This window comes from Erythrobacter sp. NFXS35, assembly GCF_040148725.1.
In the GTDB taxonomy this organism is placed as follows: domain Bacteria; phylum Pseudomonadota; class Alphaproteobacteria; order Sphingomonadales; family Sphingomonadaceae; genus Erythrobacter.
This window is the reverse complement of sequence record NZ_JAGDEB010000001.1, coordinates 837,269-855,442: the sequence shown is the minus strand read 5'-3', so window position 1 is coordinate 855,442 and position 18,174 is coordinate 837,269. Positions and strand designations below refer to the sequence as shown.

General features: G+C 65.3%; 21 protein-coding genes. 4 read left to right on the top strand and 17 right to left on the bottom strand.

What is annotated here, in order from left to right; all coding sequences use genetic code 11:
- Window positions 1-14: 14 nt before the first annotated feature.
- On the bottom strand, window positions 15-1,511 hold the full coding sequence (locus tag J3454_RS04250; protein WP_349512503.1) for a carotenoid oxygenase family protein: 1,497 nt from the start codon (window positions 1,509-1,511) through the stop codon (window positions 15-17).
- A gap of 138 nt (window positions 1,512-1,649) precedes the next feature.
- Between J3454_RS04250 and J3454_RS04245 the strand changes: the two genes are divergently transcribed.
- The gene (locus J3454_RS04245; protein WP_349512502.1) at window positions 1,650-2,465 is read left to right on the top strand and encodes a universal stress protein; all 816 of its coding nucleotides are present in this window, start codon (window positions 1,650-1,652) and stop codon (window positions 2,463-2,465) included.
- Between the two features lie 105 nt (window positions 2,466-2,570).
- On the opposite strand, the gene J3454_RS04240 is transcribed toward J3454_RS04245, so the two are convergent.
- The 8 genes from J3454_RS04240 to hisG form a co-directional block, all read right to left on the bottom strand.
- Window positions 2,571-3,500 (bottom strand): acyl-CoA thioesterase, encoded by a 930-nt coding sequence (locus J3454_RS04240; RefSeq protein ID WP_349512501.1) that lies wholly within the window; start codon window positions 3,498-3,500, stop codon window positions 2,571-2,573.
- 22 nt (window positions 3,501-3,522) lie between these two features.
- Window positions 3,523-4,401, bottom strand: coding sequence for a cupin-like domain-containing protein (locus J3454_RS04235; RefSeq protein WP_349512500.1), 879 nt, complete (start codon window positions 4,399-4,401; stop codon window positions 3,523-3,525).
- Complete coding sequence (locus J3454_RS04230) at window positions 4,398-5,573, bottom strand: GNAT family N-acetyltransferase (RefSeq protein ID WP_349512499.1); 1,176 nt, start codon at window positions 5,571-5,573, stop codon at window positions 4,398-4,400. Before J3454_RS04230 ends, J3454_RS04235 begins: the two co-directional genes overlap by 4 nt.
- Window positions 5,574-5,761: 188 nt before the next feature.
- Window positions 5,762-7,849, bottom strand: a complete 2,088-nt coding sequence (locus J3454_RS04225; protein WP_349512498.1) for a sodium-translocating pyrophosphatase — start codon at window positions 7,847-7,849, stop codon at window positions 5,762-5,764.
- Window positions 7,850-8,027: 178 nt separating this feature from the next.
- A complete protein-coding gene (thiL, locus tag J3454_RS04220; RefSeq protein WP_349512497.1) occupies window positions 8,028-8,885 on the bottom strand; it encodes a thiamine-phosphate kinase in 858 nt (285 codons plus the stop codon).
- A gap of 13 nt (window positions 8,886-8,898) precedes the next feature.
- Window positions 8,899-9,381 (bottom strand): transcription antitermination factor NusB, encoded by a 483-nt coding sequence (gene nusB / locus J3454_RS04215; protein ID WP_349512496.1) that lies wholly within the window; start codon window positions 9,379-9,381, stop codon window positions 8,899-8,901.
- Complete coding sequence (hisD, locus tag J3454_RS04210) at window positions 9,378-10,673, bottom strand: histidinol dehydrogenase (RefSeq protein WP_349512495.1); 1,296 nt, start codon at window positions 10,671-10,673, stop codon at window positions 9,378-9,380. The genes nusB and hisD overlap by 4 nt, the downstream gene beginning before the upstream one ends.
- Window positions 10,670-11,359, bottom strand: coding sequence for an ATP phosphoribosyltransferase (gene hisG / locus J3454_RS04205; RefSeq protein WP_349512494.1), 690 nt, complete (start codon window positions 11,357-11,359; stop codon window positions 10,670-10,672). The genes hisD and hisG overlap by 4 nt, the downstream gene beginning before the upstream one ends.
- A gap of 45 nt (window positions 11,360-11,404) precedes the next feature.
- On the opposite strand from hisG, the gene J3454_RS04200 reads away from it, so the two are divergent.
- Window positions 11,405-12,502 carry a DUF2332 domain-containing protein gene (locus tag J3454_RS04200; protein WP_349512493.1) on the top strand — a complete coding sequence of 366 codons (1,098 nt, stop codon included), beginning with the start codon at window positions 11,405-11,407 and terminating at the stop codon, window positions 12,500-12,502.
- On the opposite strand, the gene J3454_RS04195 is transcribed toward J3454_RS04200, so the two are convergent.
- The 7 genes from J3454_RS04195 to J3454_RS04165 all read right to left on the bottom strand — a co-directional run bounded on the left by J3454_RS04195 (window position 12,499) and on the right by J3454_RS04165 (window position 16,058).
- Window positions 12,499-12,729: a hypothetical protein gene (locus tag J3454_RS04195; protein WP_349512492.1), complete on the bottom strand. Its 231-nt coding sequence runs from the start codon at window positions 12,727-12,729 to the stop codon at window positions 12,499-12,501. The genes J3454_RS04200 and J3454_RS04195 overlap by 4 nt on opposite strands.
- On the bottom strand, window positions 12,726-13,193 hold the full coding sequence (locus tag J3454_RS04190) for a vgr related protein (protein WP_349512491.1): 468 nt from the start codon (window positions 13,191-13,193) through the stop codon (window positions 12,726-12,728). The genes J3454_RS04195 and J3454_RS04190 overlap by 4 nt, the downstream gene beginning before the upstream one ends.
- Before the next feature lie 4 nt (window positions 13,194-13,197).
- Window positions 13,198-13,440 carry a hypothetical protein gene (locus tag J3454_RS04185; protein ID WP_349512490.1) on the bottom strand — a complete coding sequence of 81 codons (243 nt, stop codon included), beginning with the start codon at window positions 13,438-13,440 and terminating at the stop codon, window positions 13,198-13,200.
- A gap of 94 nt (window positions 13,441-13,534) precedes the next feature.
- Window positions 13,535-14,428, bottom strand: coding sequence for an alpha/beta fold hydrolase (locus J3454_RS04180; RefSeq protein WP_349512489.1), 894 nt, complete (start codon window positions 14,426-14,428; stop codon window positions 13,535-13,537).
- Complete coding sequence (locus J3454_RS04175; protein ID WP_349512488.1) at window positions 14,428-15,249, bottom strand: SDR family NAD(P)-dependent oxidoreductase; 822 nt, start codon at window positions 15,247-15,249, stop codon at window positions 14,428-14,430. Before J3454_RS04175 ends, J3454_RS04180 begins: the two co-directional genes overlap by 1 nt.
- A 57-nt stretch (window positions 15,250-15,306) precedes the next feature.
- Window positions 15,307-15,789 (bottom strand): NUDIX hydrolase, encoded by a 483-nt coding sequence (locus J3454_RS04170; protein WP_349512487.1) that lies wholly within the window; start codon window positions 15,787-15,789, stop codon window positions 15,307-15,309.
- Window positions 15,786-16,058, bottom strand: coding sequence for a BolA family protein (locus J3454_RS04165; protein ID WP_349512486.1), 273 nt, complete (start codon window positions 16,056-16,058; stop codon window positions 15,786-15,788). Before J3454_RS04165 ends, J3454_RS04170 begins: the two co-directional genes overlap by 4 nt.
- A gap of 186 nt (window positions 16,059-16,244) precedes the next feature.
- Here J3454_RS04165 and J3454_RS04160 point away from each other — a divergent pair, with 186 nt between their 5' ends.
- Together J3454_RS04160 and J3454_RS04155 are read left to right on the top strand one after the other, a co-directional pair.
- Window positions 16,245-16,859 carry a DUF6445 family protein gene (locus J3454_RS04160; RefSeq protein ID WP_349512485.1) on the top strand — a complete coding sequence of 205 codons (615 nt, stop codon included), beginning with the start codon at window positions 16,245-16,247 and terminating at the stop codon, window positions 16,857-16,859.
- Window positions 16,860-16,957: 98 nt separating this feature from the next.
- On the top strand, window positions 16,958-17,551 hold the full coding sequence (locus J3454_RS04155; RefSeq protein ID WP_349512484.1) for a J domain-containing protein: 594 nt from the start codon (window positions 16,958-16,960) through the stop codon (window positions 17,549-17,551).
- On the opposite strand, the gene J3454_RS04150 is transcribed toward J3454_RS04155, so the two are convergent.
- Window positions 17,548-18,174 carry a glutathione S-transferase family protein gene (locus tag J3454_RS04150; RefSeq protein WP_349512483.1) on the bottom strand — a complete coding sequence of 209 codons (627 nt, stop codon included), beginning with the start codon at window positions 18,172-18,174 and terminating at the stop codon, window positions 17,548-17,550. The two genes, J3454_RS04155 and J3454_RS04150, sit on opposite strands and share 4 nt — an antisense overlap.

Genomic DNA, 18,174 nt, shown 5'->3' with positions numbered 1-18,174 from the left:
ATGACGGTTCCGGATCAGGCAGGGGCAAAGCGGCTGGCGTGGAAGGCTGCGTCCTCGCGCAGCTGGTCATGCTCGACCCAGGCCGAATGGGTGCCCGAACAGATCTTGTGCGGCAGCGCGAGGCGGCAGATCGGACCTTTGGCGATGTCCGATGCGTCGAGGATCGCGCATTGCGAGGTGCCGGTGTTCTCGTCGATCAGGAAAGTGACCAAATAGCCGTCATCCTCCGAACTCGCCCGCTTGCGCGGGATCATCGGGCTTTCGCTGGCATAGACGCCTTGGGGCAGGCGGTAGACCTGTTCCTCGCCCGTCTCGGTATCGTGGCGAACATAGCCGTTGAACAGGAACCAGCCGGGGCGGGTGGTGGTCGACCAGACATAGCGGTTCTTGCGCATCGCAAATCGCGGGTTGATCGTCCCGAATTCGACGATCCGGTCGGTCAGGCGTTCCTCGCGGGTCTCGCCGGTTGTCAGGTTGAACCGCCAGCGGTGGAGGCGGCTCTGGAAGCTGTGTTCGTCGACATAGGCCATCATGTGGCTGTAGCGGCCCATTTCCGGAATCGGATCGGGCATGGGCTTGGCCTGATGATAGCCTTCGAGGATCACCTCATCGCCCTCTTCATAGGCGTTGGTCCAGTGCAGCACGTAGGTGGGATCGGCCGCGAACCAGCGGATATCCTGCGGCTGGCCGCGGCGCGGGATCAACGCGAAGCGGGTGGGAATACCATCGTGAATGCGCGCCGCGTGAATATCGCGGCGCAGCAGGTCCTCGTCCCAGAACAGCGGCAAATCATTGAGGATCGACCAGTTCTGCGTGATCGCCATGTCATGCGGCAGGCGCGGGCCGGGCAGAGGGACAGGGACGTAGTGCACAAGGCTGCTCGTCCGGTCGACCACGCCGTAATGCATGAACGGCGCGTATTTGGAATAGTTGAAGAACATCAGCTCGCCCGTGTCCTCGTCCACCTTGGGATGGGCCGAGATGCCGTCGAGCGGCACCCACGGCGCCTTGCCCCGGCTACCGAGTGTGACGGGATCGAGCATCCACGCCTCCCCGCACTGATACAGCGTGGCATAGGCGGTGCCGGCATGGACGATGATGTCGGTCGAGCCGGTATCCTTCAGCCCGCCATGCGCGCCGAAGCCGGGGCGCTTGCTGGTGCCGAGCGGGTCCATCAGCCCGCCCCACAGCGATTGCCCCGCAATCTGCTCCGCCTCGAAACAATGGGTGCGCACGAACCGGTTGCGGTAGCTCGCCTTGCCGCCGGTGATGTTCACCTGATGGATCATTGCATCGCCATCGAAGGGATGATGGCGGCCCAGCGGCTGATGCACCTGATTTTCGGTGTTGCGCAGATAGATGCCGTCGATGTCAGCGGGGATTTCGCCTTCGATCACCGGCAGTTCGGCCACGTCCACTTCCTCGTGCAGCGGCGTCCACGCACCCGTCAGATAGGGGTGGTTCGATGGCTGGAGGCTGGTCTTCACCGGCGGGTGGCGCGTGATCTGCATGGTTCCTCTCCCTTGGCCGAGACTACCAATGACCGGCGCGCTGGCAAGGGGACGTTGCAGCCTGCCCAAATTTGATCCCGGTCAAGGTAACGGGCACGATGCGGGCGCATTCTTGGTCTCATCAACGGGAGAACAGCCATGAAATCGATTCTGCTTCATGTCGATCACGACGCCGCGATGCCTGCGCGGCTTCAGGTCGCGCTCGACATTGCGCGGGCCACCAATGGCCACCTCACCTGCCTGCAGGCGGTCAGTTACGAAGTCTTCGCGCCGGGCGACTTCTACGGCTCGGCGATTGCCGCCGCGATGCCGGTCATCAAGGAAAACGCCGAGAAACTGCGCGCCGAAACCGAAGCGAACCTCGCCAACGAAGGCGTCAGCTGGGACTGGCGGTTCCTGTACGGCATTTCCCAGCACCGGCTGATCGAACACTCGGCGCTGGCCGATCTGGTGATCGTCGGCCCTTCGGACGCGGGCGAGGACGGGCGCGGGCCATCGACGCTGGTGGGCGATCTCGTGCTCAAGGCGCCGGTTCCGGTGCTGGTGGTGCCGCAGGACGCCAGAAGCTTCGATGTGAACGCGCCGGTCATGGTCGCCTGGAACGGATCGTCCGAAGCGGCCCACGCACTGCGAGCGGCGACCCCGCTGCTGGCGGCGGCGGGCAAGGTGTATCTGGTCAGCGTGGCCGAAGCTTCGGACAAGCAGCGGTTCGATTTCCCCGCGCTCGAAGGCGCGCAATATCTCAGCCGCCACGGAATCGATTGCGAGGTAATCGCGATCGAGCGCGGCGAGGCCAAAATTGCCGACACGCTGTTTTCAGCGGCGCAACTGCGCCAATGCGGGTTGATGGTGATGGGCGCCTATGGCCATTCACGGCTGGCGGAAATGCTGCTGGGCGGGGTCACGCGGCGGATGCTGAGCGAGCCGCAGATGCCGATATTGCTGGCGCATTAGGTGTTTCCGCACGCCTTCCGGCGTGCGAAATCCTCGCTCATGCGACCTGAAGGTCGCGTCGCTGCGGGCGGCCGGTCGGCCTTGCGGCGCTGCGCGCCGATGGTGCTATTCAGAACGGGCTTTTCTCTTCCGCATCATGCCTTCCTGCGCAACGCTGGCCACCAACTCGCCGGCCTGATTGAAAATCCGCCCGCGATTGAAGCCGCGTCCGCTGCCGCTCCACGGCGCGTCGGTGGCGTAGAGCAGCCATTCATCGACGCGCGCGTCGCGGTGGAACCAGATCGCGTGGTCGAGGCTGGCACCCACCAATTCGTTGCGCATCCAGCTCAGGCCATGCGGCAGCGCGCTGGTGCCGAGCAGGGTGTAGTCGCTGGCATAGGTGATGATCGCGCGGTGCAGTTCGGGCGTATCGTCGGTGCCGGTGATCGGAGCGCAGACGCGGAACCAGCTATGCGCGCGCGGTTCGCTCGGTTCGCTGCTCATCCAGTGCAGCCGGTCGATGGAGCGCATTTCGATCGGGCGCGGTCGCAGCATCAAGCGGCGCTGGGCTTCGTTCAGCCGGTCGCCCCATTGTTCGGCAATCTCGCGGCGCTGCTCGATGTCGGGGCGCAGGTCTTCGGGCGGCGCGACCTCGGGCATCGGCGAATCGACATGCTCCAGCCCGTCTTCCGGCAGCTGGAAACTGGCAGTGAGGTTGAGGATCGGCACCGCCGTGCCGTGCTCGTCTTCCTGGCTGGCGACCACCCTCCGGTTGGCGAAGCTGCGCCCGTCGAAATCGCGTTCGATCCGGTATTCGATCGGGGCACCCTCGCGTCCGCCGCGCAGGAAGTAGGCGTGGAGCGAATGCGCACGCTTGCCATCGGTGACCGAACCTTGCGCCGCCTGCAACGCCTGCGCCAAAACCTGCCCGCCGAACACTCGCCCGATCCCGTCCTTCTGCGGCGGCCCGGCAGAGATATCGGCTGCGCGTTTCTCGACCGTCAGCAGGCGGATAAGGCCTGCGACCAGCTGTTCGTTTGTTGGTGCATCGCTCATGGCACAAAGCCATGCTGCGGGTTTACGTTCCCGTCAATCCGAGCTTGCGCATGATCCGGAAGGCATAGGCCCGCGCATAGTTCTGATCCGGCCAACGGCCCGGTGCTGTAGGGGAGAAACCGCGCTCCCGCAGAATCGCGTTCAGCACGCGGGCATCGCTTTCGCGGTAGCTCCATTCGCTGCGCCATGTGATCGACAGCGAGACAGACGGCGCGGGGCCGTTCTTCACGAAATGCGGGGCCATCACCGGCACGAACAGCGCTTCTCCCGGCGACAACGGAAATTCGCGGCCGTGGGGCAGGAATGCGTCGTCCCAGCGCAATTCGCGCGGTCCGCCCGAATGATAGGTCTCATGCGCCTGATCCGGCACGAAGCGGGTGTCGCCCGCCGGAAACTGGGTCATCACCTTGGTTCCCCGGATCTGGAGCAGGATGTTGTGTTCCGGATCGAAGTGAAAAGGCGTCACCGAATGGGGGCTCGACACGAAAATGAAGCCCTGCGGCGTCAGCATCGCGCCGGTCGCGGCTTCGATTTCGGGGCGGATTTCTTCCAGCAGGCCGTGGAGCAATGCCTCGTAGGCGGGCACCTGTTCGATGTTCTTCAGCACCGCCCAGCTTTCCGCCTCGGCCACGCGGCGGATGGTTTCGGCGATGGTCATGCCGTTCGAACCCGGCTTGCCATCAACGCCGATTGGCAGGTCGCCGCGATTATATTCTACGCTGGCGATCGGCAGGTGTTCGGCCAGCTGCGCCAGCGCCTCGATCTCCAGCAGCGGGTGGCTGGTGAGGGTGTGGGTGAGGACATGCGGGGTTTCGGGATAATGCCCCGCAAACAGCCTGCGGGTCGACGTTTCGAACACCGGCGGCATCGCAGCATCGGTGAAGTGGGCGGGGGCGTTCATGCTTCGCTCCGGTCGGGTTTGCGGGGGCGGGTTTCGTAGGCCATCAGCAGGCGGAAAGCCGCACGGCGCAGCGGACCGCCGATGGCGATGTTGCGGCTGACCAGGCGGCGCTTGCCGCGCCACAGGCGCTCGATCATCGGGTGCCCTTCGACCGCGCAGCTATCGGCCCATTCGACCTCCGGACGTTCCAGCAGCGCAAGGTTTTCCAACTGCAGCAGCATTCCCGGCGAAAACCGCGCGTAATTCTCGTCGAAAGCGGTCTTGAAGCTGTAGGCACCCGGCGGCGTGATGAAGTTTGCCAGCATTGCTATCGCCCGGCCATCGAGCCGCAGGGCGAGCCGTTCGAGCCTGCCTGCCGCAGCCGCCCCCGCCAAGGCCTGTTCGAACAGGGCCCGGGTATCGGGCGCACTGGCGAGCGCGGAACTGGCTTCACCCTTCCATCCGCCAGCTTCCAATACGAGGAATTCGGCCGTCCAGTCCGCCAGCGCCGCGCCGCCCTCCACCCGGTCGAAGGTCAGCGCACCTTCTTCGCCAAGCCGATTGTGCTGGCGGCGCAGTTCCTTGCGTTTCTTGGCGCTCATCGCGTCCTGAAGATAGGCTTCGGCCGATACCTGGCCGGTCAGCAGCGCACGGCTTTCTTCGGCGACCGGGTAACATGCGCGGCCCCCGGCGGTGAGCACCCGTTCCAATGCGGCATTGGCGGGGCCTTCTGCGGGCATAAGCGGCAGGTGCAGGAACAGCGCCCGCCGCGCACGCCGATCGAAATGGGCGAGCATGTCGCGCCAGAACGCATCCTCGTGCCCCGCCGCGATCAGGGGCACGCCGCAAAAGGCATTGGCATGCAGCCAGCCTTTCGCATGGGTGACGATGTGGCTGTAATATTCCGCGCTGCGCACAACTGGCAGCAGGCCCGTCAACCGTCCGTCACGATACCACGCCTTGGTGATGACCCGCTCGGCATCGCCCCATTGCCTGAGCGCGGGCAGCAGGAACCACGGTTCGAAAAAAGGATTGGGCTCGCCCGCATTGCGTACCAGCCGCTCCCATGCGGTCATGAAGGCCGGATCGCTTAGCTGGCCAAGTGTCAGCAGGCGCAACTGGCCATGCGGCAGTGCGGCGGGCGGGCGGCCTGCACCTCCGGTGCGAAAGCTGTCCGCACGTGCCATGTCCATCGCTGTTAACCTTGCCCTGCCGCGCTGATCCTTGCGCCAAAGTGGGTCATGGCACAGGGCGATTAAGAAAGCCTCAGCGCAAGCGGGGGCTGTCCGATGCGGGGACAGGGGGAATGGCAAAAATAACCCCCCCGCCGGGCGGGCGGCCCGGCGGGGGTAAATTGATCGGTTCCGATTGATTGTGGCGATCAGCCCGCCGCCAGCGCCGCCAGCAGCAGCAGCGCGACGATGTTGGTGATCTTGATCATCGGGTTCACGGCAGGGCCAGCGGTGTCCTTGTACGGATCGCCGACCGTATCGCCGGTCACTGCGGCCTTGTGGGCTTCTGAGCCCTTGCCGCCGTGGTTGCCGTCTTCGATGTACTTCTTGGCATTGTCCCACGCGCCGCCACCGGATGTCATCGAAATCGCGACGAACAGCCCGCCGACGATCACGCCGAGCAGCAAGGCACCCAGCGCGGCAAAGCCATTGGCCTGCCCCGCCACCGCGGTGATCACGAAGTACACCACGATCGGCGCGGCCACCGGCAGCAGCGAGGGGAGGATCATCTCCTTGATCGCCGCCTTGGTCACCAGATCGACGGTGCGGGCATAGTCGGGCTTGACCTCGAAGGTCATGATGCCCGGGTTCTTGGCGAACTGGTCGCGCACGTCCTTCACCACTTCGCCCGCCGCGCGGCCCACTGCGGTCATGCCCATCGCGCCGAACAGGTAGGGCAGCAACGCGCCGAGCAGCAGCCCGACGATGACGTAGGGGTTTTCGAGGCTGAAATCGACCACCACACCTTCGAACAGCTCGCGCAGATCGGCGGTGTAGGTGGCGAACAATACCAGTGCGGCAAGGCCCGCCGAACCGATGGCATAGCCCTTGGTCACGGCCTTGGTGGTGTTGCCCACGGCATCCAGCGCATCGGTCTTTTCCCGCACGCTATCGTCCAGCCCGGCCATTTCGGCGATACCGCCGGCGTTGTCGGTAACAGGGCCGTAAGCATCGAGCGCCACGACCATGCCTGCCAGTGCCAGCATCGATGTGGCCGCATAGGCGATCCCCATCAGGCCAGCCAATTGGTAGGCGATCACGATCCCGGCGCAGATCACCAGTGTCGGCAGCGCGGTCGATTCCATGCTGATCGCCAGACCCTGGATCACGTTGGTGCCGTGTCCCGTTTCGGAAGCCTTGGCGATCGAGCGCACCGGGCGGTAATTGGTGCCGGTGTAATATTCGGTGATCCAGATGATCAGCCCGGTGATGACCAGACCCAGGAACCCGCAATAGAACAGCGTGCGCCCGTTGATGTCCAGCCCGCCGATCGCTGTTTCCATGTCGCCCAGTGCAAAGCCGATCGCCCACCAGATCGCGGGAACCGACAGCACTGCGGTGACAAGGAATCCCTTGTACATCGCGCCCATGATGTTCGTCCCGCCGCCAAGGCGCACGAAGTACGTGCCGATGATCGAGGTGACGATGCAGACGCCGCCGATCAGCAGCGGCAGCGCCATCAGCGCTGCAAGGTTTTCCGCCCCGCTCATCAGCAGCGCGGTCAGCACCATGGTGGCGCCGACGGTGACGACATAGGTCTCGAACAGGTCGGCCGCCATCCCGGCGCAGTCACCCACGTTGTCGCCGACGTTATCGGCGATCACGGCGGGGTTGCGCGGGTCGTCTTCGGGAATTCCCGCCTCGACCTTGCCGACAAGATCCGCGCCGACATCGGCCGCCTTGGTGAAGATCCCGCCGCCAAGCCGTGCGAAGATCGACACCAGCGATGCGCCCAGCGCCAGCGAGGTGAGGCCGATCACGACCGGGCGGCTGTCAGGAGCCAATCCCGCAGGACCGGTCAGGTAATAGAAGAAACACGCAATCGCGAGCAGCGCGAGACCGGCCACCAGCATCCCGGTGATTGCGCCCGCGCGAAACGCCAGCGTCAGGCCCTGCTGCAATCCGGCCATCGCGGCCGCAGCGGTGCGCACGTTCGACCGCACCGAAACGTTCATGCCGATGAAACCGGCCACGCCCGAAAGCACTGCGCCGATCACGAACCCGACCGCCGGGATCGCTCCCAGTGTGACAGCGACGATCACTGCGACAATGACGCCGACTATGGCGATCGCGGTGTACTGACGCTTCAAGTAAGCTTGCGCGCCTTCCTGAATGGCGGCGGCGATTTCCTGCATTTTGGCATTGCCGGCGTCTGCGCCGAGCACCTGCCGACTGGTGACGAAGCCATAGACAATGGCGAGCAGTCCCAGCCCGATCGAAATGAGCAATAAATTCACGAGTTATCCCCTCTCGTCTGTTCCGTCCCGTTGGCCGGGACGCATGCGCCTCTTTTTAGAACCCGCGGGCGCAAGGGCGGACAGTCTTAGGGGCTGGAAATGCACTGGCAAGCCTCTGCCACACGCCAATGCGCGCTTTCCTGCGGGTTCTTCCCGGTTTTGAATGGCTGGCGCCGCGTCAGCCGTGGCTGTAGCCGAGACGGGCCGGATCGGCGAGCGGGGTTTCGTCGAGCAGCAGCGGGGCCGATCCGCGCGCGCGTACCGCGCCGATCCGGATCGCGGGCACCGGCAGGGCGGCGCCTTCGGGCGCGGTGAACAGCAATTCGTAATCATCGCCCCAGCGAACGCATTCGGCGAAACGCGCGGGCTCCGCGACCGGAACCGCGTCGGCGGCGAGGGCGAAGGTCACGCCGCTCGTCCACGCCATGCGCCAGCAATCCAGCAACAGCCCGTCGGAAATGTCCATCATCGCGCTGACGTGCGGGGCCAGCGCAACCCCTTCGGCCATACGCGGGACCGGGCGGTTGAAGGCGGCAAGATGATCCGGATCGCCTTCATAGCCCAGCATCGCCCGCCCTACAGGGCCGGTGACATAGACCGCGTGGCCCGCCGCTGCCCCCTGGCGTGACGGGACCGGAGAATGGGTCGCCCGCCCGATCGCGGTGATGCCATAGGTGCTGGGGCCGGTGGCGGCGACGGTATCGCCGCCCATCAGCACCGTGCCGAGGCTGCGCAAGGCTTCGTCCAGCCCTGCAAGAAAGCGCGCATCATCGCTCCCCAGCGAATGGCCGAGCAGTACGCCGACCGGTTCTGCCCCCTTGGCGGCAAGATCGGAAAGGTTTGCGGCGAGCAGCTTCCACGCCACGTCGGCCATATCGGCATCGGGCCGGAAATGCGTGCCTTCGGCCATCATGTCGTGGGTGACGACCAGCGTTTCGGCCCCGATGGTCAGGATCGCGCAGTCATCCTCCAGCCCCCGCGCTCCGGGGTGAAGCGGAAGGCGGCGCAAGGCGGTGACGAATTCGGCTTCGTTCATGGTGCGGGCCGTTCTAGCCTGCGCGCGCGTCCTTGGCCACGGCGTCGAGAACACCGTTCACGAACTTGGCCTGCCCGTCGTCGAAAAACGCCTTGGCGACCTCGACATATTCGTTGATCGCCACGGCGGCCGGCACATCGGAGCGGGCCAAAAGTTCATAAGTGCCGGCGCGCAGCACCTGCAGCATCGCCTTGTCCAGCCGTGCGATGCTCCATCCGGCAGCGAGCCTGCCCGCCACCAGCGCATCGATCTCGTCCCGCCGCGCGTCGACGCCGCGCACCACATCGTCGAAGAACGGCACTTCGGCATCGGCATATTCGGCGTCGTCGAAGTCGTCATCGTCGATGGTGCGGCCCAGCCGATGCTGGTGAAACTCGTCCAGCAGTCGGGCGAGCGCGGTGCCTTCCATGTGCTGCTGATATAGCGCCTGCACGGCAGCGAGGCGCGCGGCAGAGCGGGCTTTGGAGCGTTGGCCGGATAGCTTGGGGCTGTTCATTTGATTCTCAATTCGACCGATTTGGCGTGCGCGGGTAGCCCCTCGGCATGGGCGAGGGTGGCGGCGGCGGAGCCGATGGCGTTGAAGGCGGCTTCATCGAGCCCAAGAAAACTGGTGCGCTTCATGAAATCGAGTACCGACAGCCCGCTCGAAAAGCGCGCGCGGCGGCCCGTGGGCAGCACGTGGTTCGGCCCGGCGACGTAATCGCCGACGGCTTCGGGCGTCATCCGGCCAAGGAAGATGCTGCCCGCATGCCGGATCCTGTGCATCAGCGCTTCGGGTTCATCGACTGCGAGTTCCACGTGCTCGGCGGCCAGCCGGTCGGCCAGCGCGGGGGCTTCAGCCAGCAGATCGTTGACCACGATGATGACGCCGTGCGCGTCCCAGCTGGCGCGCGCAGTCTTGCCGGTGGAAAGCTGGCTGATCTGCAGGTCGACGCAATCCACCACCAGCCGCGCGAACACCGCATCATCGGTGATGAGGATCGATTGCGAGGTCGGGTCGTGCTCCGCCTGAGAGAGCAGGTCGGCGGCGATCCAGTCGGGATCGTTCTTGCCATCGGCGATAACGAGGATTTCCGAAGGTCCGGCCACCATGTCGATGCCGACCACGCCGTAAAGCTGGCGCTTGGCCTCGGCCACCCACGCATTGCCGGGGCCGGTGATGACATCGACTGGACGGATACGTTCGGTGCCATAGGCGAGCGCGCCCACCGCCTGCGCCCCGCCGATGCGCCAGATCTCGTCCACGCCCGCAATGTGCGCAGCGGCGAGCACCAGCGGATTGGATACGCCCTTGGGTGTCGGCGTCACGATTGCCAGCCGCTCAACCCCGGCGACCCGCGCGGGGATCGCGTTCATCAGCAGGGACGAGGGATAGGCCGCGCGTCCGCCCGGCACATACAGCCCGGCCGCATCGACGGGCCGCCAGATCGCGCCCAGCCGCACGCCCGCCGCGTCCACATAATCGCGGTTTTCGGGCAGCTGCGCCTCGTGATAGCTGCGAATGCGCGCCGCTGCGAGTTCGAGCGCGTCGCGCAGGTTCCCCGGCAGATCATTATAGGCCTGCTCGCACGCCTCGCGCGGGATCGACCAGTCGGCATCTTCGGCCAGCGTGTATCCGTCGAACCGTTGGGTGTATTCCTCCAATGCCGTATCGCCGCGTGCCTTCACCGTGCGCAGGATATCGGCGACCTGCCCTGCGACGTCGCTGTCGGATTCGCGGCGAGCCTCGACGATGCGGTCGAACTTCTGCGCAAAATCGGGCTGGAGGGTGGATAGGATCGCGATCATGCCGCTGCCGCCCCGCCAGCGCCTTCGGCATTGCGGCGGAAGGTATCGACCAGCGCGGCAACGCGGCGATCGGTCTTCAGCGCCGTGCGGTTGACGATCAGCCGCGCCGAGATTTCAAGGATGGTGCTGGTTTCCACCAATCCATTTTCCTTCAGCGTCTTGCCGGTCGACACCAGATCAACGATCTGCCGCGCCAGACCCAGCGAGGGGGCCAGCTCCATCGCGCCGTTCAGCTTGACGCATTCGGCCTGCACGCCAGCAGCCTCGAAATGGCGGCGGGTGAGGCTGGGATATTTGGTCGCGACCCGCAGGTGGCTTGCACCCGCAGGGTTCTCCCCGTCCTCGGCCAGCCGCGCGACCGACAGGCGGCACAGCCCGATGCCGAGATCGACCGGGGCATAGAGATCGGCGTAGTCGAATTCCTCGATTACGTCGGAGCCGACGATCCCGACCTGCGCTGCACCATGGGCAACGAAGGTCGCGACATCGAAGGCACGCACGCGGATCAGGCGCATGTCATCGCGGTTGGTGCCGAACGCCAGTGCGCGGCACTTGGGGTCGTGAAACGCCGCCTCCGGCTCGACCCCGGCGCGCGCCATTACCGGCAGCGCCTCGTCAAGAATGCGGCCCTTGGGGACAGCGAAGGTCAGCTGTCCGGGATTGTCGTGGTTGCCATTGGTGGTCATGATCGAGCGGGCACTTAAGGGCGCGGCAACGAAAGGGCAATGGGAATGGCAACGCCAGGGATATCGGGCGAGACCGGGATCATGGGTCTGGAAGACTTCGCCGCCGCGCTGGAATGGCAGGCGCGCCATGCCGAGGAGAACGGCGCGCCCGCCACCGCGCGGGTGATCCGGGCGCTGGCGGGGGTGCGGGCCAGCGATACGGCGACGGGGCGGCGAATCGCTGGCTGGGAAGGGCTGACGCTGAAGGACGCGCTGCCATTGCGGCTGGCGGGGGGCCTGCACCACCTTGTCCTGTCCGGCGCGGATGATCGGCTGGCGCAGGTCTATGCCGGGCAGATGACCGATCAGGCGGCGGTCGATGCGCTGGTGCTCGATCTGGCGCAGCGGTTCGATGCGGAGTTGCTGCCGTGGCTCGACGGGCCGCCGCAGACCAACGAAGCGGGGCGGGCGGCCAGCATTATGGCGGGGCTGCTGTGGCTGGCGCAGCGGGTGCGCGCGCCGCATTTCGACCTGTTCGAGCTGGGCGCGAGCGCCGGGGTCAACACCATGCTCGATCGCTATTTCTTCCGGCTGGGCGAAACCGACGTCGGCCCGGCGGATTCGCCGATGCGGATCGTGCCCGAATGGCGCGGAGCATCGCCGCCCGCTCCGTCTGCCGGGTTTGCGATTGCGCAAGTGAAAGGCTGCGACATCGCTCCGATCGACCTCTCCGATCCGGACAGCGCCCTGCGGCTGAAAGCCTATGTCTGGCCCGATGCGCCCGCCCGGCTCGAACGGATCGACGCCGCGATTGCGCTGGCCCGCCAGCAACCGCCCGATCTGATCGCGGCCGATGCGGGCGATTTTGCCTCCAATATGCTGGATCGACCGCCGCAGCCGGGGACTGCGCGGGTGATGTTCCATTCGATCATGTGGCAATATCTGCCCGCCGCCACGCAGCAGCGCATTACCGCCGCGTTCGAGGCTGCGGGCGCGCAGGCCACGCTAGAGGCGCCGATCGGCTGGGTCGCGCTGGAGACCGACCCGGCGACATTCCGCCACGAGCTGACGGTGCGGCTATGGGACGGAGCAGGCGCGCACGGAGCGCCCGAGTTGCTGGCTTTCGCCCACCCGCACGGCGCATGGGTGGAGTGGCTGCCCTAGGTCTTCGATTTGCGGTCCCACAGCGCGGAAATCACCGCCCATCCGGCCAGCAGAGCGAGGAACAGTGCCAACCCCACCAGCGGCGATGGCCCAGCCACGATCTCCTCATCGGCATTCACCACGTCGCCGAACAGGCCCGCGAACAGCGGTTCGTTCAGCCACACGAATGCGCCGATCCAGAACGCCGCGCTGAGCACGGCCTTGGCGAGGATGCGGGCTGCGCTCACGCTGTCATCGCCGTATCGACGATGGTGCGATAATCGGCCAGCGGCCCGCTGCCGTGGCGCGCAGTCAGGCCGTGTTGCAGGCGGTAGTAATCCTCCACCAACGACGCCTGTTCCTCGATCTTGTAGTCCTGCAAGCGCTTGGCCGGATCGAGATCGTAATCGTAATCCCCGCCATCGATCAGCACCCGTTGCAGCTTCAGCCAGACGCCTTTCTGGATTTGCCAGACATGAGTCATCTCGTGGATCAGGAACGCCATCGCGCTCACTGATATCGAGAAGTCCGGGCGGTAGATCGGGGTCGGGAAGTAGATGTTGCCGTTAGGGGCCATCGCGACATTATTGGGCTGAAAGAAGTACGCCTTGCCCTCGTAAATCTTCATCGCATTGTAATCGATGCTGTTGCGGAAAATGGCGCGCGCCTCGCGCAATTCCGAACTGGTCAGGCTGCGTGATGTCTTGGCCACGGCGCTATTCCTTCGCAGCCAAAGCGCGGCGCACGCCCAGCATGAGCGCGGCAAGAATCGCAATGCCGGCCATGATCCAGACTGCAGCCGTCACCGCGGCGGCGCTGCCGAACTCATCGGTCCGGAGCAAATCGACGCCGCCATAGGCAAATGCCGCTTGCAGGAACACGAACCAGTAGCCCGCGTGCGCGAGCGCCGATGCGCCGTATCGCACTAAAGCCGGGAACGGCGATCTGGCTGTCGGCATTCAACTGGCCCCCATCATTGCTGCCGCCATAGCACAGGCAGCATTTCCAGCGCGATAGGCACCTTATGCCGGCATTTGCCGCAATGCCAGCCGGTCACGCGTCCAGAAACGCTGTCATCGCCGCATTGACCGCTTCCGGCGCTTCCCACGGCACGAAATGCCCGCAATCGGGCACGCGTGCGATGGTGAGCGGGTCGATGATGTCTTCCAGCCTTTCGAGGTTCTCAGGGGGCAGGGCGAGATCGTCGAGTCCCCAGATCACCAACGTCGGGATCGTCAGCTTGGGCAGTGCGGGCGGGGTGTAGCCTTCGGGAACCTCGAACGGCGCATCCATCAGCGGCACGTCGATCGGGCTGGCGCGGTAGTAGTTGAGCATCCCGAAAGCGGCATCGCGGTTCTGCCAGTCGAGCAGCAGCGCGTCGCGTTCTTCCGGCTCCATTGCGCTCGGCCGGTCCCACTTGACCTCTTTCAGCAGCAGACCGGTGAGCCCGTGTTCCTTCACCAGCGCATCATTGGCCGGATCGCGGAAACCGCGAATATACTGGCTCGCCTCGCGCTGGCCGGGGTGGGTGTAGAGCAGGCGCTGGAAGGTCGCCGGGTGCGGGGCATTGGCGATGACCGCCCGGGTTACGCGGGCGTGCTGCCCGGCCAATGCCACGCCCCAGGCAATCGCACCGCCCCAGTCGTGGCCGACAATGGTGAAGCTGCCGATGCCCAGTGCATCCGCCAGCAGGAAGATATCGCCGATCAGCTTGTCGGGCGTGTAGGCGGAAACCTCCTGCGGCTTGGATGATCCGCGATACCCGCGCTGGTCGGGCGCGATGCAGCGGAAGCGATCGGAGAAATGCGCGATCTGGTGACGCCAGGTGCGGTGGCTTTCGGGAAAGCCGTGGAGGAATATCAGCACCGGCGCGTCGGTTGGCCCTTCATCCACCACATTGAGGTGAATGCCGTTGGGCAGGGCTACCCGCTTCAGGTCGAAATGCATCAGTTCTGCTCCATCTTGTCCATGTAGCCCTTGGCGACCATGCCCGCGATCTGGTCGAACAACGCATCGGGTGTGCGGCGCAGTTCGCCCATTGCCTGTTCCGCGCCTTCCGCGACGATGATCTCGCGCGTCCCTGCCGCCATGCCGTCCAGCATCGCGCGCGCGGCGACATCGGCGCGAATGCCTTCGTCGATCGCCTTGTCGCTGCGGCCGCGGGCAGTGCCATCGGCGGTCAGCGCGTTGCGCGAAACCCCGGTGGCGACCGATCCGGGGTAGATCGTGTGGACGCGCACTCCGGTCTGCGACAATTCGCCGCGCAACGCATCGGCATAGCCTGCAAGGCCGAACTTGGCGGCGGAATAGGCGGTGCGCATCGGCACGCCGACCTTGCCCGCAACCGACGAAATGAACGCCAGCGCGCCCGAGCCGCGTGCCACCATGTGGCCGATCAGCCCTTGGCTGAAGGCGATCTGCGCGGTCAGATCGATGTCGATGATATCGCGATAGACCTGCATATCGGTTTTGAGCGCGCGGCTGCGCTGCGAAATTCCGGCATTGGCGAAGGCGATGTCGACCCCGCCTTTCCACGCGATGGCCTTGGCCGTCGCATCGGCCAGCGCGGCATCATCGCGCACATCGAAGGCGAGGATCAAGGTTTCGCCGCAATCCGCCGCGACCTCGGCCAGTCGTGCTTCGTCACGCCCCGACAGCACCAGATGCGCGCCGCGCGACGCCAATTCGCGCGCCAATGCCGCGCCGATGCCCGACGATGCGCCGGTGATCCACGCCACCTTGCCTTCGAAACTGAATGGTGCGTCCATTGCTCTCTCCCGTTTCGCCAAGGACTAGCGAGCGCGGGCGGCGAGGGCAATCAGGCCCTAGCCTTGCGACCGGATCATGTCGGCCAGTTCGACCGGAAACACCGGTTCGTGCCAGTCGTCCAGTTCTTCGAGCGTGAACCAGTGATGCTGCGTCATCAGCGCCTGTTCCAGCGCCGTGTGACCGCCGGTGTCGATCCGCGCTTCCGCAACATGGACGAGGAAAAAGCGCTCGTCCGCCTGCACCGGCTCGCCCTCCACGGTGATGAATTCAGGCGTCATCTGCGCGATTTGTGGCCCCGGATCGGCGATGATGCCGGTTTCCTCCAGCAATTCGCGCCGTGCCGCGTCTGCAAAGCTTTCGTCCGGCTCGCACTCGCCCCCGGCCGTTACCCAGAACGGCGGGCGGCCCGGCACATCATAGCGGAACATCAGCGCGCGGCCCTCCGGATCGAGCACGATCAGCCGCGCTGCTCGGCGCAGGCGCAGCGGAGTGTTCAGGCCAGTGTTCAGGCCAGTGTTCAGGTCGGCATTCAGGCTCATGCTTCGGGCACGCTCGCCTTGATCGCCACCGCGTGCACCCGTTCGCCCACGATATCGCCCAGCGCCGCAATCACCGCGCGCTGACGGGCGAGGCGGTTCATCGGCGCAAACGCCGCGGCCTCGATTGCAATGGTGAAATGCGATTCGCCCGACCCGTCATCGCCCATGTGGCCCGAGTGCTTGGCACTGTCGTTGATGATCGCGAGCCGCGTGGGGGCAAACGCCCTGGTCAGGAGATCATGCATTTCCTCAGCGACGGTTCCGCTCATCAATCTGTTCCTTCCTGGGTGTTCGCTGACTTGTGCGCCCGTCATTGGGTGCTTGGCCTGCGGCTGGCAAGGGCGATCATGCGTCTCGCCCTTCCGCATCCCGGTGGCGCGGGCCGGTGGCGCGGGCCGGTGGCGCGGGCCCATGCCGATTGCCAAGCAAGGTGCCCCCGTCTATCGCCCGCACCAATGGCTACTTCGTTCATCATCGTCGACGATTTTCTCGAAAATCCTGCGGCTGTCCGCAAGCTGGCGCTTGGGCTGGACTACGAATTCGAGGGCAATTTTCCCGGTCGCAACAGCCGCCAGCGGCTCGATCTGCCGGGTCTTGCGGACTATGTCTCGCATCTCACCGGAGAACCGCTGAAGCCGATCGATCCGCTCGGTTCACATGGCAAATGCCGGGTCACGCTGGCGAGCGACCCCAAGAACGCCGGCATCCACGTCGACGATTCCCAATGGTCGGGCATCCTCTACCTGTCGCGCAACGAGGATTGTCGCGGCGGAACGCGTTTTTTTCGGCACAAGCGCAGCGGCACCGATCGCGCCCCGATCAACGATATCGAAGCGCAGGCGATGGGCTATTCTTCGGTGTCCGAAGCCTGCAACACCATCCTTGATCGTGACGCAGGCCGCCCCTCGGCGTGGGAAAAGACCTTCGAGATCCCGATGCGGTTCAACCGGCTTGTCATGCTGCGTCCGTGGTTCTGGCACACCTCCTGCCCGGGTTTCGGCAATAGCCTCGAGAACGGGCGGCTGATCCAGGTGATGTTCTTCACGCTCGATCCCGCGCGAATGCGCTGAGGCTTGCGTGGCGCACAAGCCCGGGTGAGCGATTTGCGCGGTTCGGTCGCGCTGCGAAGACTTGGAATCCCCGAGTGTGCCTGCCATTTTGCGCGGCTATGTCTTCTCCAAGGTTCCACGGACGCTACGAACAAATAGGGCGCGAATGCGATGCGCCGGGCTGCCGCGACGCGGGTGAATTCCGCGCGCCCGGCGCGCGTGCGCACGGGTTCGACGGGCCGGGCGAATGGCGCTGGTTCTGCCTGCAGCACGTGCGCGAATTCAACGCCGGGTATGACTGGTTCGAAGGCATGAGCGCCGACGAAATCCTCGATGCGCAATCGCCGGTCGCCGGGTGGCGCACCGAAAGCCGCGCTTTCCGCCCCGAAACCCATGTCGACGGCATGCCGCGCTGGGCCGATTATGCCGATCCGCTCGATGCCATTTCCGCCCGCGCCCGCGGTGTCCGCAGCCGCGCCGAGCGTGAGGCGCGGATGGCGGCATCGGGGCGCTTCTCGCGTGAGGAGGCGCAGGCGCTGGAGGCGATGGGGCTGGGATCGGACACCGACAAGACGCGGCTCAGGCGGCGCTATTCGGAACTGGTGCGGCGTTACCATCCCGATCGCAACGGCGGCGACCGCAGGCACGAGGCGCGGCTGAACGAGGTGGTCGACGCCTATCAGCTGCTCCGCAAAAGCGCGGCGCTGGCTTAACCCTGCGCTGCGGCGATCAGGTTTGCATCGATGGCGTGGGCCTCGACATATGCGGGCCGCTGGGTAATGCGATCGACATAGGCGCGGAATGCGGGTCGTTCGGGAATCGATCCGAACTGCAGGCCCCATACGAACTGGCTGCCGAAATAGGTGTCCGCCATGGTGAAGCGCGATCCGGCGGCAAAGTCATTGGCCGATAGCCACTGATCCGCCGCATCCAGCGCAAGATCGAGACTGCCGAAGCCGGCCATGCCGGATTTGCCCTCTGGCACTTCCCAGCCCATCGCCTTCGCCACCACCGCCTGTTCCAACGGCCCGGCAGCAAAGAACAGCCAGCGGAAATAGGCGGCCAATTCGTGCGTATCGGGCAGCAGCTCCGCCTCCGGGTGCGTTTCGGCGAGGTAGTGGTTGATGGCAGCGCATTCTGTCACAACGTAATCGCGACCCGAAACGTGATGCACCAGCGCGGGCACCTTGTTCATCGGGTTGATAGCCTTGAAACTTTCCGGCCGCGTGGCCCAGTCCATCATCACATGCTCGTACTCCGCGCCCGCCTCGTGCAGCGCCCAGCGCGAAATCTGACCGCGGCTCATGGCGACGGTGTAAAAGGTGAATTCGGCCAT